The 15,985-nt window shown below is 64.4% G+C and carries 15 protein-coding genes; 12 read left to right on the top strand and 3 right to left on the bottom strand.

What is annotated here, in order from left to right; translation table 11 throughout:
- Positions 1 to 20 precede the first annotated feature (20 nt).
- Together K323_RS0103405 and cmtR are read right to left on the bottom strand one after the other, a co-directional pair.
- Entirely contained in the window at positions 21 to 671 is a 651-nt protein-coding gene (locus tag K323_RS0103405) for a cation efflux transmembrane domain-containing protein (protein ID WP_033372411.1), read from the bottom strand.
- Positions 668 to 1,030 (bottom strand): Cd(II)/Pb(II)-sensing metalloregulatory transcriptional regulator CmtR, encoded by a 363-nt coding sequence (cmtR, locus tag K323_RS0103410; RefSeq protein ID WP_022883885.1) that lies wholly within the window; start codon positions 1,028 to 1,030, stop codon positions 668 to 670. Before cmtR ends, K323_RS0103405 begins: the two co-directional genes overlap by 4 nt.
- Positions 1,031 to 1,089: 59 nt before the next feature.
- On the opposite strand from cmtR, the gene K323_RS0103415 reads away from it, so the two are divergent.
- A complete protein-coding gene (locus tag K323_RS0103415) occupies positions 1,090 to 2,064 on the top strand; it encodes an arsenic resistance protein (protein WP_022883886.1) in 975 nt (324 codons plus the stop codon).
- 145 nt (positions 2,065 to 2,209) lie between these two features.
- Here the strand turns inward: K323_RS0103415 and K323_RS0103420 are convergent, their stop codons facing one another.
- Positions 2,210 to 3,325 carry a polyprenyl synthetase family protein gene (locus K323_RS0103420; RefSeq protein ID WP_022883887.1) on the bottom strand — a complete coding sequence of 372 codons (1,116 nt, stop codon included), beginning with the start codon at positions 3,323 to 3,325 and terminating at the stop codon, positions 2,210 to 2,212.
- Between the two features lie 75 nt (positions 3,326 to 3,400).
- Here K323_RS0103420 and K323_RS0103425 point away from each other — a divergent pair, with 75 nt between their 5' ends.
- From K323_RS0103425 to K323_RS0103475, 11 genes are all read left to right on the top strand, one after another.
- A complete protein-coding gene (locus K323_RS0103425; RefSeq protein ID WP_022883888.1) occupies positions 3,401 to 3,784 on the top strand; it encodes a DUF3040 domain-containing protein in 384 nt (127 codons plus the stop codon).
- A 295-nt stretch (positions 3,785 to 4,079) separates the two neighbouring features.
- Positions 4,080 to 4,511, top strand: a complete 432-nt coding sequence (gene mraZ, locus K323_RS0103430) for a division/cell wall cluster transcriptional repressor MraZ (protein WP_022883889.1) — start codon at positions 4,080 to 4,082, stop codon at positions 4,509 to 4,511.
- A gap of 99 nt (positions 4,512 to 4,610) precedes the next feature.
- Positions 4,611 to 5,564 carry a 16S rRNA (cytosine(1402)-N(4))-methyltransferase RsmH gene (rsmH, locus tag K323_RS0103435; protein WP_022883890.1) on the top strand — a complete coding sequence of 318 codons (954 nt, stop codon included), beginning with the start codon at positions 4,611 to 4,613 and terminating at the stop codon, positions 5,562 to 5,564.
- On the top strand, positions 5,561 to 6,187 hold the full coding sequence (ftsL, locus tag K323_RS24060) for a cell division protein FtsL (RefSeq protein ID WP_022883891.1): 627 nt from the start codon (positions 5,561 to 5,563) through the stop codon (positions 6,185 to 6,187). Before rsmH ends, ftsL begins: the two co-directional genes overlap by 4 nt.
- 22 nt (positions 6,188 to 6,209) lie before the next feature.
- Entirely contained in the window at positions 6,210 to 8,045 is a 1,836-nt protein-coding gene (locus tag K323_RS24065) for a peptidoglycan D,D-transpeptidase FtsI family protein (protein ID WP_022883892.1), read from the top strand.
- A 15-nt stretch (positions 8,046 to 8,060) separates the two neighbouring features.
- Positions 8,061 to 9,608, top strand: a complete 1,548-nt coding sequence (locus K323_RS0103450; protein WP_022883893.1) for a Mur ligase family protein — start codon at positions 8,061 to 8,063, stop codon at positions 9,606 to 9,608.
- Positions 9,605 to 11,020, top strand: a complete 1,416-nt coding sequence (locus K323_RS0103455) for a UDP-N-acetylmuramoyl-tripeptide--D-alanyl-D-alanine ligase (RefSeq protein WP_022883894.1) — start codon at positions 9,605 to 9,607, stop codon at positions 11,018 to 11,020. Before K323_RS0103450 ends, K323_RS0103455 begins: the two co-directional genes overlap by 4 nt.
- Positions 11,017 to 12,114: a phospho-N-acetylmuramoyl-pentapeptide-transferase gene (gene mraY, locus K323_RS0103460; RefSeq protein ID WP_022883895.1), complete on the top strand. Its 1,098-nt coding sequence runs from the start codon at positions 11,017 to 11,019 to the stop codon at positions 12,112 to 12,114. The genes K323_RS0103455 and mraY overlap by 4 nt, the downstream gene beginning before the upstream one ends.
- Positions 12,111 to 13,613 (top strand): UDP-N-acetylmuramoyl-L-alanine--D-glutamate ligase, encoded by a 1,503-nt coding sequence (murD, locus tag K323_RS0103465; protein ID WP_022883896.1) that lies wholly within the window; start codon positions 12,111 to 12,113, stop codon positions 13,611 to 13,613. The genes mraY and murD overlap by 4 nt, the downstream gene beginning before the upstream one ends.
- Positions 13,591 to 14,859, top strand: coding sequence for a putative lipid II flippase FtsW (gene ftsW / locus K323_RS0103470; RefSeq protein ID WP_022883897.1), 1,269 nt, complete (start codon positions 13,591 to 13,593; stop codon positions 14,857 to 14,859). Before murD ends, ftsW begins: the two co-directional genes overlap by 23 nt.
- Positions 14,856 to 15,923 (top strand): UDP-N-acetylglucosamine--N-acetylmuramyl-(pentapeptide) pyrophosphoryl-undecaprenol N-acetylglucosamine transferase, encoded by a 1,068-nt coding sequence (locus K323_RS0103475; protein WP_022883898.1) that lies wholly within the window; start codon positions 14,856 to 14,858, stop codon positions 15,921 to 15,923. The genes ftsW and K323_RS0103475 overlap by 4 nt, the downstream gene beginning before the upstream one ends.
- The last annotated feature ends 62 nt before the right edge of the window (positions 15,924 to 15,985 follow it).

Genomic DNA, 15,985 nt, shown 5'->3' on the forward strand with positions numbered 1-15,985 from the left:
GTGTTCCAGTGTTCCTGTGTTCAATTGTCTGTTTTGGAGCTTTCAAGCACTTCGAACGGGGATCCGACATCGCCCCGCCATGCTTCGATGCCCTCCCTGACCGCGAGGGCTGCAACGACGAGAGCTGCCACAGAGTCGGCCCACATCCACCCGAACAGGCTGTTCAGCAGCAATCCGATGAGGACGGTTCCCGACAGGTAGATGCACAGCACGAGCTGTTTGGCATCCGCCTGCACGCTCTTGGATGCTAGTTCCCTGCCCGTTCGGAACTCGAACCAGGCCAGCGCGGGCATCACGATCAGGCTCGCGACGGCGATGCCGATCCCGACAGGGCTGTGTTCGACCCGCTCGATGCCGGTGACGGTGAGAACTGCGTCGATAGTGATGTAGGTGGCGAGGGCGAAGAATGCGATCCCGATCGCCCGAACGGTGGGCTTCTCCCATCGTTCGGGGTCTTTACGGGTGAACTGCCACGCGATTGCCACGGCGGAGGCGACCTCGATCACCGAGTCGAGGCCGAAGCCGATCAAGGCCGCCGACGACGCGGCAGCCCCAGCCGCGATCGCGACGATTGCTTCGATGACGTTCCAGGTGATCGTGAAGGCGACGATCATCTTCACCCTGCGGTGCAACTGGCTCCGGCGCTCATCCGTGAGCGTTGGTGTGCTCACCGTGCCGCCTCGCTGCTGTCGCAGCATCCCGGTACCGCGCAGTTCGGGTCCAGGCAGGGAGCGCTCTCGTCCACCGCGAGAGTCACGCCCACGAGCGCGGTCAGCGCCGCAGTCAGGTGGGGGTCGGCGATGTCATATCGCGTCTGCCGGCCCTCGGGCTCGGCGACGACGATCCCGCAGCCGCGCAGGCAGGCAAGGTGGTTCGAGACGTTCGTGCGGGTCAACTCCAGGTCACGGGCGAGCTGCGCCGGATACCCATGGGTGTTCAGCAGGGAGAGGAGGATGCGGGAACGGGTCGGGTCGGTCATCGCCCGGCCGAGGCGGTTCATGACGTCCACGCGGGAGGCAATAGTCAGCATCTAGTGACTATACAGCGACTGGTGACCTATCGAGGCTGGGAGACTGGGAGACTGGGAGGATGCGGGCGTATGCGGAGTGGCTGGAGCGGCATCAGGTGCCGCTCTATCTCGCAGCCCTCGCATTGGGCGCCGCCGTCGGCCTGCTGGTCCCGAGCGTCGCGCATCCGTTGGAATTAGCGATCAATCCCCTGCTCGGGGCACTGCTGTATGCGACATTCCTCGGCGTGCCGTTCACCAGGTTCGGTCGGGCGTTCCGTGACTGGCGATTCCTTGCCACCGTGCTTGTCGTCAATTTCGTGCTTGTACCGGTGATCGTTTTTATTCTGTCGCGCATCGTCGCTGCCGACCACGTGCTGCTCGTCGGGGTGCTGTTTGTGCTGCTGACCCCCTGCGTGGACTATGTGATTGTGTTCACCGGCCTCGCCGGTGGCGCGAAAGACCGCCTCCTCGCAGCCGCGCCGTTGCTGATGCTCGCGCAGATTCTTCTTCTTCCCGCGTACTTGTGGCTCATGGCCGGTCCCGAACTCATCCAGAGCGTCGACCTCGCCCCCTTCGTCGACGCGTTTCTGCTGCTCATACTTCTTCCAATGGCGGCCGCAGGCCTCACTCAGGTTGCCGCCGGTCTCACCCGTGCGGGTCGCATCCTGCAGGAGGTCATGCTCGGCGCGATGGTGCCACTGATGATGCTCACCCTCGCTGTCATTGTTGCCTCCCAGGCCTACGGCGTCGGGCAACAGATCCCCGCACTGCTCATCACCGTCCCCGTCTACGTCCTCTTCGCAGCGATCATGGTCCCCGTCGGCATAATCGCTAGTCGTGTCGCGAATCTCGACGATCCCGCGCGACGGGCGATCGTATTCAGTGGCGTCACCCGGAACTCGCTTGTCGTGCTCCCGCTCGTGCTCGCGCTCCCAGCGAGGTTCGGTCTCGCCCCGCTCGCGGTCGTCACGCAGACCCTCGTCGAACTTATAGTGATGGTCGTTCTTGTCAGAGTGATTCCACGGCTACTCCCGCTCCGCTACCAGCCCACGTAGTTCGATGGTGCGGGTTCGATGGCGCGGCGCGTGCACGTGAATACCGCATGTGCTTCGGGCGCGGTAGAGGATGGTTGGGCGAGCGAACATCGAGCGATGCATCGAAACGGCGGTCAGGCCCGCCAGGCTGTGGTCCACAGGGTGGTCAGAAGACCCGGTGCGCGACCGACTTCGCCAAAGCGGTGAGCTGACTCTTCGCGACCGGGGTGATCGGAGCATTCGTCAATGCGTCCAGGGCGCCCCCGACCTGTTCTGAGATCAGCGCTTCGACGCTTTCGACCGCGCCACTGCCAAGGATCGTTCTCTGCAGTGTGCGAATCTGGTCTTCCTCAAGGCCGGGGTCGCCGAGAAGCTCATCGAAGATGCGACGCGCTCCACCGGACATCGCCGTGCGCGCTCGCGCAACCAGAACTGTGCGCTTACCTTCGCGCAAATCGTCGCCACTCGGCTTGCCGGTCACTTCAGCATCCCCGAAGACACCCAGGAGATCGTCGCGAAGCTGATAGGCAATACCCAACGGGAGGCCGTACGCCCGCAGCGCCTCGCGTTGAGCGGGGGTTCCGCCCGCGAGAGTCGCACCAATACCGAGCGGGGCCTGCACGCTGTACTTGGCGGACTTGTACACGATCACCCGAAGGGCGCTGTCCTCCAGTTCGGTCTCCGGCTTCGTGCGCCAGGCCCGCTCGCCGAGTATGTCGAGATACTGGCCGGCAGTCACCTCGGTGCGCATACGATTGAAGACCGCCCTGGTCGCCAGAGCGAGATTCGCATCGCCAAGGGCGACGAGTCCCTCATCGAGAAGCTCATCGCTCCAGCCCAGCATGAGGTCGCCGAGCAGGATGGCCGCATCACGTCCGAAGTCGGCCGCGCCCTGTTCCCAGCCGCTCTGGCGATGCAGTCCTTCAAAGAGCTTGTGAGCGGATGCCGCGCCCCGCCTGGTGTCGGAATTGTCGATGATGTCGTCGTGGACAAGTGCCGCAGCGTGAAAGAGCTCCAGGGCTGCTGCTGCAGACACGACAGGGTCCAGGAACCGGCGGTCTCCGTTTTCATCGGCATTGAGCAGGTCGTCCGCCCTGACGCTGTGCCAGCCCCAGTAGCAGAACAGTGCCCTGAAGCGCTTTCCACCCCTGAGAAACTGCCGAGAGAAGTCGACGAACGGCGCCAGTTCAGGGCTGATGGTGGTCACAATTGGTTCACGGAGATGCAGGAAGTCATCGATGCGCGATTGAACCAGATCGACAAGACGGGAGCTTTCAGCCACCCGTCTAGCCTATCGACTCGGGCGGGACTAGAATTGGCAGTTAACCCGCTCGATCCCGTAACTGGAGGGAATGAGATGCCGCTTTCGGAGCAGGAGCAGCGACTCCTTGAAGAGATGGAGCGCAGCCTCTATCACAACGATGCCGATTTTGTGGCAACCGTGGGGGCAACACGCCTTCGACCCAACTACCGGTCGATTGCGCTCGGTGTCCTCCTGGCCGTCGTGGGCATCGCCACGCTGATCGCCGGGGTGGCACTACAGCAGCTCTGGCTCGGCATCGTGGGGTTTGTCGTGATGTTCGGCGGTGTGCTCCTTGCGCTCACACCAACCAGATCACTGCGCCGATCAGCGCCATCCGGCCGTGAAACGCCAGCCGGACCTCGGCCTGGCCCGCAGGATTCCGGCTTCATGGATCGCCTGAATGACCGCTGGGACCGTCGCCAGGACGAGAACCACTAGCGGCGCGAACCATCAAGCGCTACTCGACGTCACACCACTAGTCACCACATCGCCGGTCTGACGCCGGCCTGAGAGCCCCCAGGGGCCGATCATCATGATCGGCCCCTTTTTTGCGCCCGAAAACGCTCCCGGGATCGCCATATGGCTCCATTTCCCTCCACTGTACTAAACCCTGTTAAATCAAGGCAGTTGAGGGTGAATATTGTAATTCTTGTGCGCTATTTGTTGAAAAGTGGTACAGAGTGGAGTAAAGTGGAGTAACACCTGAACTTTGGCCGGAAGAGAGGGGTGATGAATGTTCCTCGGGACCTATGCCCCCAAGCTCGACGAGAAGGGGCGCATCATCCTTCCGGCGAAGTTCCGCGACGAGCTCTCGACGGGCGTCGTGATGACCAGAGGCCAGGAGCACTGCATCTACGTGTTCAGCAACCGCGAGTTCGAGTCGCTGCACGACAAGATCCGTCAGGCGCCGGTCACGAGCAAGCAGGCGCGCGACTACCTCCGGGTGTTCCTCTCTGGAGCGTCATCAGAGACACCGGACAAACAGAACCGCGTCACGATCCCTTCGAACCTCCGCGCCTACGCGGGACTCGATCGCGAGCTGACCGTGATCGGTGCGGGCAGCCGCGTCGAGATCTGGGACAGCGAAGCCTGGGACAGCTATCTGACCGAACAGGAAACCTCGTTCGCGAACACCACGGAGGAGGTGATCCCGGGACTTTTCTAGTCCCTGCCGCCTGACTCCCAGCCGTTCACTCCCTGGCGCACTTCCCCGGTGCCAGGTCGAATGGATGGGGATCAGGCGGCAGGGCCCTCCCGGATACACATGGCCATCAATGACATCCACACTCCTGTAATGCTCGAACGTTGCATCGAGCTGCTGGCACCCGCGATCAGCCGCCCCGGTGCCGTGCTCGTCGATGGGACGCTCGGCATGGCCGGTCACGCAGAGGCGCTGCTTACCCGCTTCCCTGAGCTGGTTCTGGTGGGACTGGACCGCGACCTTGAAGCACTCGCGCTAGCGGAGGAACGGCTGAAGCCGTTCTCCGACCGGATTCACCTTGTGCACACCGTCAATGACGGCATCACCGAGGCCCTCGAAGACCTTGGCATCGCCGAGGTCGACGGGGTCTTGCTCGACCTCGGTGTCTCCTCGCTGCAGTTAGACCGCGTGGAGCGGGGATTTTCGTACTCGAAGGATGCTCCGCTCGACATGCGAATGGATCACACCTCAGAGCTCACCGCGGAACGCATTCTCGCCGAGTACAGCGAACACGACCTCCGCCGCATCTTTCAGGAGTACGGGGAGGAAAAGCTCTCCGCCCGCTATGCGAAAGCCATTGCCTCTGCCAGGTCACACACCCCGTTCACCCGGTCAGCCGAGCTTGTTGCCGTCATCACCGCGGTAACGCCGGTTGCCGTGCAGCGCACCGGGCATCCGGCGAAGCGCGTGTTCCAGGCACTCCGCATCGAGGTGAACCAGGAACTCGCTGTTCTCGAGCGAGCTATTCCCGCCGCACTCGAGGCGTTGGCCGTCGGCGGCCGCATCGTGGTCATGGCTTTCCAGTCACTCGAGGATCGCATTGTGAAGCGGGCGCTAGCGGCGGCAACCAGCTCAACAGCGCCGGCCGGGCTCCCTGTCGAGCTGCCGGAACACAAGCCGCAGTTCGCATTGCTGCTCCGCGGCGCTGAGCTCGCAACGGACGAGGAGAAAGCCGCCAACCCCCGCGCGACCCCGGTGCGGCTTCGCGCAGCAGAAAGACTGAGGAGGGCAGTATGAGCGACAATCTTGCCAGGGTGCTGAGGCCGAACTGGACACCCCCACTACCGGACAAGGCGGCGCCAGAACAGGCTGCGCCAGAACGACGCCACATCGAGATCGTCTCAACCCGCACCCAGCGTCGCGCCCGCCCCCGGATCGCCTACGCGTTCACCGCAATGGCCGGAATGGCCGTGATCGTGGTCGCGCAGTTGCTGCTCAGCGTCGGCATCTCACAGAGCGCATACGAGATTTCGACCCTCCAGGACACTCAGGTCGAGCTCGGACGCACCGCAGAGAGCGTGAGCGAGGACCTGATCCGGGTATCGTCCCCGCAGAGCCTGGCCGCGAACGCCGAGGCGCTCGGAATGGTGAGCAATTCAATCCCGGTCTACCTCAGGCTCTCCGATGGCGCTGTACTCGGCGCCCCGTCATCGGCGCCCGGTAGTCAGGGCGGCTCCACGGGGCTGGTTCCGAATGCGCTTCTGGCGGGCACCCCATTGGTTACCGATGTTCCCCCTGTGGGTGCACAGGGAACCGGCGTGGGCGGCGCGGCAGAGACAACTCCGCCGGTAGTTTCACCAGAAGAGCCGGTACAGCCGCCCCCCGCCACAAATGGCCTGCCGTCTCCGACCACCCATTAGGAGCAGACAGAGAGGACAACCGGTGCCGAGAAAGACACGGCCGAACAGCACGGGGCAGGCCGGTGGTGCACCCACCACGCCAAATGGCTTCACCAGTGCAGCCCACAGGAGGCGTACGGTCGTCACCGTCGTTGTGCTCTTCGCCGTCATCGCGGTCTTTGTGGTCAAGCTCGTCGACATCCAGGTGGTCCGGGCCGATACGCTCAGTGCAGACTCCCTGGGGAACCGCTCGGTGGAGAACGAGGTCTACGGCACTCGCGGTGACATTCTCGACGCAGACGGAACCGTGCTCGCCGGCAGTGTGATGCGCTACGACATCACCCTCTCCCCGAAGTACGCCAAGAAGTTTGAACGCGAGGTCGACGGCAAGAAGAGCACGGTCACCGTTGCCCAGGCTGCGGCTGAGATCGGTGCCATCACCGGGCAGAGCGGTGATCAGATCCTCGGCATCATCTCATCGTCACTGGCCGATGATCCCGATTCCGACTTCGCCTACGTTGCCAAAGCCGTCGATGTGGATACCTTCCGCGCCGTGGACAAGCTCGATGTTCCCTGGCTGGTGTTCTATAAGAACCCCAGTCGCGTGTACCCCAATGGCGCTGTGGGCGGCAACGTTGTCGGCTTCGTCTCGGCCGAAGGCGACGCGCAAGCAGGTGTCGAACTCGGGCAGGACTCGTGCCTGGCCAGCACCAACGGCACCGAAACGTACGAGAAGGGGGCCGATGGCGTTCGGATCCCCGGCAGTACGGTCACGGGCGACGAAGCCGTTGACGGTGGCGATGTGGTCATGACAATCGACTCCGACCTCCAGTGGTTCGTTCAGCAGGTGCTCGCGCGTCAGGCACAGTCGACCGGAGCCGCATGGGGCACCGTCACGGTGATGGATGCGAAGAGCGGCAAGCTCCTCGCCGTTGCGGACTACCCGTCCGTCGACCCCAACAACATCGGTGAAACGGCAGATGACGACCGCGGATCGCGCGCATTCACCGCGTCATTCGAACCGGGATCCACGTTCAAAGCGCTCACCGCGGCATCCGTCATCGATGCTGGACTGGCCACGCCGGCCAGCCAGGTGGTTGCCCCGTTCCGCTACCTCCCAGACAACGGCGCGGACATCAACGACAGTTCTGGACACGACGACCTGAACCTCACGCTCTCCGGTGTGCTGGTGGAGTCCTCCAACACCGGCATGTCGAAGTTCGGCGAACTTCTGAGTGCCCAGCAGCGTTACGACTACATGACCAAGTTCGGTCTTGGCTCCCAGAGCGAAGTCGGCTTCCCGGCAGAAGACCCCGGCATCCTCCACCCCTACGAGGAGTGGGACCCGCAGACCGACTACGCCACCATGTTCGGCCAGGGCTTGACCACCACCGCGATCCAGGTGGCGAGTATGTACCAGACCATTGCCAACGGCGGCGTACGCATGCCCGTGCAGCTCGTCGAGGGCTGCCGGCACGCCGACGGCACGGTCACCCACAAGCCGAAGGCCGACGGAACGCAGGTGGTGTCAGCGGATGCCGCGCGCGCAACATCGGAGATGCTCGAGATGGTCTACCAGCAAGCGTGGTTGTCGAGCGATTGGAACCTGCCGGGCTACCGCGTCGCCGCAAAGACCGGGACAGCGCAGATGCCTGACGGTGACGGCGGGTACTCACACGGCTACCTGGTGTCGGTTTCCGGGTATGCGCCGGCTGACGATCCCGGGTACGTCGTTTCGGTGAGTCTAGCGGATCCTGTTAACATGAATTCGTCTGCCGCGTCGGCTCCGATCTTCCAAGAGGTCATGAGCCAGGTGTTGAAGAAGTACCGGGCAGTTCCATCGGGCGCTCCAGCGCCCGACCTCCCTGCCACTTGGTAAGAAAGCGAGCCCAGCGTGTCCGATTCGGTGCCCTCGGCTCTTCGTCCCCAGCATCCGGTACCCCGGTCGTTGTCTGGACTTGCCGATCATTTCCAGTTTGAATCCACAGGTGACATCGATGCCCTCGAAGTCTCAGGCGTCAGCCTGAGTTCCCGGTCGGTGCAGCCCGGTGATCTCTATGTCGGTGTCCCAGGACGCCACAGCCACGGCGCGTCCTTCGTCGACGATGTTGCGCAGTCGGGAGCCGTCGCGATCCTCACCGATCATGACGGTGCCGCTTTGGCGGCCGGGAGCGCCTTGCCGGTGCTCATCACCCCAGACGCACGCGCCGCGCTCGGTGCAGTCGCCGCCTGGATCTACCGCACAGAGGAAAACCCGGCCACCCTGTTCGCCGTCACCGGAACAAACGGAAAGACCAGCGTCGTCTATCTGCTCTTCGCCGTGCTTCGCCAGCTCGGTGTGGTCGCCGGCCTCACCTCGACGGCAGAGCGCCGCATCGGAGATGTCGCCGTCACCAGTTCGCTGACAACCCCAGAGGCCAGCGAGCTGCATGCCCTCCTGGCGCGGATGCGCGAGGCCGAGGTTCGCGCCGTCGGAATCGAAGTCTCGGCACAGGCGCTGACGCGACACCGTGTCGACGGGCTGGTGTTCGACATCGCGGCATTCACCAATCTCAGCCATGACCACCTCGACGACTACGCGACCATGGACGACTATTTCGAGGCAAAACTCGAACTGTTCCAGCCGGAACGTTCGAAACGGGCTGTTGTCACCGTCGACTCTGAGTGGGGTCGGCGCATCGTTGACGAGAGCCGCATCCCCGTCACGACGCTGTCCGCCAAGGCAGACGCCAACGCTGACTGGCACATGAGTGTCACCGAGCAGACCGCAATGCACACCGGTTTTGTGCTCGAAGGGCCAGACGGGCGCCGGCTGGCTACCCGGGTGCCGCTGCTCGGCTGGTACATGGCGGCAAACGCCGCACTGGCGATCGTCATGCTGGTGGAATCCGGTTATGACCTCGCCGCCATCGACCACGCCCTCGCGCGGGACGGTGGAATCGACGCCTACATCCCCGGACGCGTTGAGCGGATCTCCGGTGACACCGGCCCCATCGTCTACATCGACTACGGGCACAGCCCCGATGCGTTCCTGAACACCCTCGAAGCGGTCCGAGCGGTGACCGACGGCCGGGTGATCATGGTCTTCGGTGCAGACGGCGACCGCGACGCGACCAAACGCACCGAGATGGGGGCCATTGCAGCGCGAGGAGCCGACGTCGTCATCGTGACCGACTTCCACCCGCGCTACGAAGACCCGGCGGCGATCCGCGCCACCCTCCTGGCCGCTGCGCGAGAGGCCGTCCCCGATGGCGAACTGCACGAGGTTCCAGACCCTCGCGCAGCATTCCGCACCGCACTGTCGCTGGCCGGAGAAGGGGATGTCATCCTCTACGCGGGACCAGGACACGAGGACTACCACGAGGTCGCCGGAGTCAAGATCCCGTACTCGGCGCGCGAAGACTCCCGGCAGGCCCTCCGCGAAGCCGGGTGGTTGTCATGATCGCCCTCAGCATCGCCGACATCGCCCGCGCCGCCGGAGGCACTGTTGTCGCCCCAGCGGGCAGCCAACTGACCGCTGATTCCGTGGTCGGAGGTTCTGTACACACCGACTCGAGGGAAGTCGTGCCGGGCGCCATCTTTGTGGCCAAGCCTGGCGAGGTCACCGACGGCCACCTCTTCGCGCCGGCTGCGGTGGCCAATGGTGCCGCCCTGCTCATCGTCGAGCACGCGCTCGAGCTTCCGGTCGCCCAAATCGTGGTGCCGGATGCCGTGGTCGCGTTGGGCGAGTTGGCAACGGATGTCGTCGCCCGCGTGCGTGCACTCGGCCGATTGAAGATCGTCGGCGTCACCGGCTCCAACGGGAAGACCACCACCAAGAATCTGCTCAGGGCGGTGCTCGAACGCGTTGGCCATACCGTCGCCGCCCGAGAGTCCTTCAACAACGAGGTCGGCGCGCCGCTGACCATGCTCGAACTCACAGAGCAGACCGAGTTCCTGGTCGCTGAGATGGGAGCGAGCGGGGTCGGCGAGATCGCCAGGCTGGTGCGCATGGCTCGTCCCGACATCGGCATTGTGCTGAAGGTCGGTCTCGCCCACGCGGGAGAATTCGGCGGAATCGAAGCGACGGTGCGCGCGAAGACGGAGATGGTGACCGAGCTGCGCGAGACGGATGTCGCCGTGCTGAACGCCGACGACCCTCGCGTCGTCGGTATGGCCGCCCAGACCGCGGCCTCCGTGGTCTGGTTCGGCCAGGGTGACACGGCCACGGTGCGCGCAAGCGACATTCACGTGAGCGCGAGCGGGACGCAGTTCACCCTGCACTTCGCGTCTGGTGAGAGCCGCCAGGTCGCCTTCCAGGTGCTCGGCGAACACCACGTCATGAATGCGCTGGCCGCCGCGGCGACAGCAGAAATACTCGGCGTCGACCCCGATCTGGTCGTCGGCGCGCTGGAATCGGTGCAGACCGCCGAACGCTGGCGCATGCAGGTGCTTGGCGGCCGTGACGGCATTACCGTGATCAACGATGCATACAACGCCAGCCCAGACTCGATGACTGCAGCGCTGAAGACCCTCGCGCAGATCGCCCGGCCTGGGCAGCGCACGATCGCGGTCCTCGGGGAGATGAGCGAGCTCGGCGAACTGGCGGGGGAGGAACACGATCGGGTCGGGCTGCTCGCCGTTCGGCTGAATATCTCCCAGCTGTTCGTGGTCGGCTCTGCAGCCAGACGAATGCATATCAGCACCATCAATGAGGGATCGTGGGACGGTGAATCGGTCTTCGCCGACACGCCGGAGAAAGCCTTCGAACTGCTGAAATCGTCAGTGAAACCGGGGGACACCATACTCGTCAAGTCATCGAAATCCGCAGGTCTGCGATTCCTGGGCGACCGACTGGGAGAATTGTTCTCGTGAGAGCCCTTCTGATCGCCGGAGCCCTGTCGCTCGCTTTCACGCTCTTTCTGACCCCGCTGTTCATCCGGCTGTTCAAAAGGATCGGCTGGGGACAGTTCATCCGCGACGACGGACCGAAGACTCATCACGCCAAGCGCGGGACCGCCACGATGGGCGGAATCATCATCATCCTGGGCGCCGTGCTCAGCTATTTCCTGGCGATCTGGATCTCAGACGAACCACCTTCCGCCTCCGCCCTCCTGGTTTTGTTCATGATGGTGGGGCTCGGCCTGGTCGGATTCCTCGACGACTTCCTGAAGACCAGGAACCAGCGCAGCCTGGGGCTCGGCGGCTGGGCGAAGGTCGGTGGCCAGGTCATCGTCGCCGGCGTGTTCGCCTGGTTGTCGCTGCAGTTCCCCAACCAAGATGGGCTGACACCCGCCTCAACGCACATCTCGCTTCTGCGCGACCTGCCGATCGACATCATGAGACTCGGCACCATCCTCGGCATCGCGGTGTTCATCATCTGGATCACGGTCATCGTCACCGCGACCTCGAACGCCGTCAACGTCACAGACGGCCTCGACGGTCTCGCCACCGGCTCCGGGATCCTCTCGATCGGCTCGTTCATCGTCATCGGATTCTGGCAGTACAACCAGTCGTGCTTCGACGGAGCCGATGCCTCAGACCTGTACCGCTGTTACGAGGTGCGTGACCCGCTCGACCTGGCCGTCGTTTCGGCAGCCATCGTCGGGGGCCTGTTCGGGTTTCTCTGGTGGAATACATCGCCGGCCAAGATATTCCTCGGAGACACCGGCTCGCTCGCGATCGGCGGTGCACTGGCCGCCCTGGCGATCCTCAGCCGCACCGAGATTCTGCTTCTGCTGATCGGTGGACTGTTCGTCATCGAGACCGGGTCGGTGATCGTGCAGCGCGCCTACTTCAAGGTCACGCGCGGAAAGCGCATCTTCCTCATGAGTCCGATCCACCATCACTTCGAGCTCAAGGGCTGGGCCGAGGTCACCGTTGTGGTGCGCTTCTGGATCATCGGCGGACTACTCGTGGCGGCCGGCGTCGGCACGTTCTACCTCGAATGGCTGTCGAGCACACCATGAGCAGGCCGGATGAACTGACCAGCTGGCATGCCGAATGGACCGGCCTTCGCGTCGCCGTACTCGGTCTCGGCGTGACCGGATTCGCAGCGGCGGACACCCTCGCCGAGCTCGGCGCAGATGTGCTCGTCGTTGCCGCAAACGCCCAGGAGGAACGAGCCAGGCTACTCGAGGTGATCGGAGCCCGGCTCGTGCAGTCCGACCTGAGCGAAACGCCGGACGAACTGCGTCAGCATGCGCCAGAGTTGATCATCGTGTCACCGGGATTCCACCCAGACCATCCTGTGCTGGCCTGGGCCGCCGAAGCGTCGATCCCAGTGTGGGGAGACATCGAGCTGGCCTGGCGGCTGCGCGACAAGGTGGGAACGCCCGCTGAATGGATACTGGTCACCGGCACAAACGGCAAGACCACCACCGTGCAGCTCACGGCGACCATGCTGGCGGCCGCCGGCATCCGCGTCGCCCCGTGCGGAAACATCGGCATTCCGGTTCTCGACGCGATCCGTGACCCGCAGGGGTGGGATGTGCTGGTTGTCGAACTCTCGAGCTACCAGTTGCATCACCTGCCGCGATCCGGACCAGGCGCCCTTTTCCCGCTCTCGAGCGTCTGCCTCAACGTCGCAGACGACCACATCGACTGGCACGGATCGATCGAGGCCTACCGTGAGGCGAAGGCCACGGTCTATCAGAACACCAGGGTCGCCTGCGTATATAACCGTGCGGATGCCGCGACAGAGCGCATGGTGCAGGAAGCCGATGTGCAGGAGGGCGCCAGGGCGATCGGCTTCGGACTCGGAGTGCCGGGTCCGAGTGATTTCGGCATCGTCGACGGAATCCTCTGCGATCGCGCGTTCCTCGAGGAACGGCGCGACCAGGCAATCGAACTGACCACTGTGGCCGAACTCGACCTGGCCGGGCTCTCCGCACCGCACATGATCGCGAATGTGCTGGCCGCCTCTGCGCTCGCCCGCTCGTTCGGCGTGGCTCCCGGCGTCATCAGGTCGGCGCTCGACACGTTCCACCTCGATGCGCACCGTATCGAAGTGGTTGCCGCGCGCGCCGGCATCCGCTGGATCGACGATTCGAAAGCCACCAATCCTCATGCGGCGTCTGCCTCCCTCGCTGCGTACGATTCCGTGGTCTGGGTTGTCGGTGGACTCTTGAAGGGGGTCGACATCGACGAGCTGGTCGGTACCCACGTCGGGCGGCTGAGGGGTGCGATCATCATCGGGGTCGATCGGGGCGCCCTCCGAGAGGCATTCCGCCGACACGCGCCGACGCTGCGCGTCTTCGAGATCGACGCGGATGACACTGGGACGGTGATGCCGGAAGCGATCCGACTGGCTGGGGAACTGGCCGAAACCGGAGACGTCGTGTTGCTCGCGCCCGCGGCCGCGTCGATGGACCAGTTCACGGACTACGCAGAACGAGGCCGGCTGTTCGGCGAAGCGGTGCGCGACTACTTGGGAGGTGAGGCGGATGACCCATCCGCCTCGCGTTAAGGGGCAGCGGCCCGCGGCCCCCGTTCCAGCCGAGGCTGGAGACGAGCCTCGCCGCGCCGGTCCGACCGCCCGCATCAACCTCGGCCGAGTGTTCACCGCCGAATCTGCGAACTACTTCCTGTTGCTCGGCACCACGCTGTTCCTGGTCATCTTCGGGCTGGTCATGGTGTTGTCGTCGTCCTCCGTCGACTCCTACCTCGAAGACGCTGGATTCTTCGGTGGGCTGCTCAGGCAGGGATTCTTCGCCCTGGTCGGGATTCCACTGATGTTGGTGGTCAGCCGACTGCCGTTGAAGTTCTGGCAGCGGGTCGCCTGGCCGGCGATGCTCATTTCCTGCTTCCTGCAGTGCCTCGTCATTCTCACGCCGCTCGGGATCACCGTTGCCGGCAATACCAACTGGCTGGCGATCGGCAGCTTCCAGTTCCAGCCCTCCGAGCTGATCAAGGTCGCCCTGGTCATCTGGCTCGGCATGATCCTCTCGCTCAAGCAGGACAAGCTCGACGACTGGCGCCACGTGCTCATCCCGGTCTTTGTGGTCGGTGGGGGGTCGGTCATGCTGGTCCTGATCGGCGGCGACCTCGGCACAGTCATGATCATGGCCGGCATCCTGTTCGGCGCATTGTATTTTGCGGGCGTCAAACTCCGGATGCTGGTGATCCCGCTGGTCATCGGAGGTGCGGCAGTGGGAATGGTCGCCCTCTCGAGCGAGAACCGGATGACCCGCATCGCCAGCTTCTTCGGCGACGGCTGCGACGCCGCAGGCCAGACCATTTCGGCGGCCTGCTGGCAACCGCTTCACGGCACCTGGGCGCTGGCGAACGGGGGAGTGCTGGGGGTCGGCCTCGGCAACTCGAAGGCGAAATGGTCGTGGCTGCCGGCTGCGGACAACGACTACATCTTCGCCATCATCGGTGAGGAGCTCGGGCTCATCGGCGCGATCGTCGTGCTGGGCATGTTCATCCTGCTGGCGTTTGCCTTCCTGAGGATCATGCGCTCGGCCACCACCATGCAGGCCAGGGTGACGACGGCGGCGGTAATGGTCTGGATCATCGGACAGGCATTCGTGAACATCGGTGTTGTGCTGGGAGTGTTCCCCGTTCTCGGCGTTCCGCTCCCGCTGATCTCGGCCGGAGGCACGGCCCTGCTCACAACGCTGGTTGCGATCGGGGTTGTGCTCTCGTTCACGCGTATCGGTCGCACTGGTCGAGCAGGGAGCACAGGAAACACAGGGGTAGACGCTTCATGACGACGTATCTCCTCGCCGGCGGTGGCACCGCCGGTCATGTGAATCCGCTTCTCGCCGTTGCGGATGCGATCATGCTGCGAGACCCTGCCGCCACGGTGTTGGTGCTGGGGACGGCGGAAGGCCTCGAGTCCCGGCTGGTTCCCGCGCGCGGCTATGAGCTGGCGGTGATCCCGCGGGTCCCGTTCCCTCGGCGTCCGAACCGGCAGGCACTCAGCTTCCTGCCCCGGATGCGGCGCGCGATCGCACTGACATCAGAGCTCATCCGGTCGCGCGGAGTCGATGTCGTCGTCGGATTCGGTGGCTACGTGTCCACTCCCGCCTATCTCGCGGCCAGGCGAACGCGCGTTCCGATCGCGATCCATGAGGCCAACGCCCGCCCTGGGCTGGCCAACAAGCTCGGTGCCAGGTACACGACCCGTGTCGGCGTGGCCTTCCTGGGGACCCCGATCAGGCACGCACGGTTCGTCGGCATGCCGCTTCGGGCCGAGATCGAGAACCTCGACCGGGCGAGGGAACGACCGGAGGCCGCCGACTACTTCGGACTTGCCCCAGACCGCCCGGTGCTGCTGGTGACGGGCGGTTCGCTCGGAGCGAGGCGCCTGAACAGCACGATGGTGCAGTCCGCCCCCGAATTGGCCCTGGCCGGCTGGCAGATACTGCACATCACGGGAGAGAAGGCGGAGGTGGTCGATCCCGGCATCGACCACTACCGGATGATCGCCTACTGCGACCGGATGGATCTCGCGTTAGCCGCGGCCGACTTCGCCGTCTCCCGCGCCGGGTCCGCGACGGTCAGCGAACTGAGTGCGCTCGGCATCCCTGCCGTGTACGTTCCGTACCCGGTCGGAAACGGCGAGCAGCGCTTCAACGCGGCCGGCGTCGTGGAGGCCGGCGGCGGAATCCTGGTCGACGACTCAGCGTTCCTTCCCGAATGGGTACAACAGCGACTCGTGCCGCTTCTCGCGAACGAGGCGACGGTGCGTACGATGGGCGCGGCAGCGGCATCCGTCGGCGTACTCGATGGCTCCCGCAGAATGCTCGAACTGATCGACAGCGCGCTGTAGCCAATCCGGTGTTCACAGCCGGCGCGGCGTAACGTTGACTGAGCATGACCGGCCATACGCGA

The organism is Glaciibacter superstes DSM 21135 (genome assembly GCF_000421145.1).
GTDB classification, from domain to species: domain Bacteria; phylum Actinomycetota; class Actinomycetes; order Actinomycetales; family Microbacteriaceae; genus Cryobacterium; species Cryobacterium superstes.

Coding starts and splice junctions, on each gene's coding strand:
- K323_RS0103455 (WP_022883894.1), top strand. CDS start 9,605: ATGATCGCCCTCAGCATCGCCGACATCGCCCGCGCCGCCGGAGGCACT.
- murD (WP_022883896.1), top strand. CDS start 12,111: ATGAGCAGGCCGGATGAACTGACCAGCTGGCATGCCGAATGGACCGGC.
- ftsW (WP_022883897.1), top strand. CDS start 13,591: ATGACCCATCCGCCTCGCGTTAAGGGGCAGCGGCCCGCGGCCCCCGTT.
- K323_RS0103475 (WP_022883898.1), top strand. CDS start 14,856: ATGACGACGTATCTCCTCGCCGGCGGTGGCACCGCCGGTCATGTGAAT.
- cmtR (WP_022883885.1), bottom strand. CDS start 1,030: ATGCTGACTATTGCCTCCCGCGTGGACGTCATGAACCGCCTCGGCCGG.
- K323_RS0103415 (WP_022883886.1), top strand. CDS start 1,090: ATGCGGGCGTATGCGGAGTGGCTGGAGCGGCATCAGGTGCCGCTCTAT.
- rsmH (WP_022883890.1), top strand. CDS start 4,611: ATGGCCATCAATGACATCCACACTCCTGTAATGCTCGAACGTTGCATC.
- ftsL (WP_022883891.1), top strand. CDS start 5,561: ATGAGCGACAATCTTGCCAGGGTGCTGAGGCCGAACTGGACACCCCCA.
- K323_RS0103425 (WP_022883888.1), top strand. CDS start 3,401: ATGCCGCTTTCGGAGCAGGAGCAGCGACTCCTTGAAGAGATGGAGCGC.
- mraZ (WP_022883889.1), top strand. CDS start 4,080: ATGTTCCTCGGGACCTATGCCCCCAAGCTCGACGAGAAGGGGCGCATC.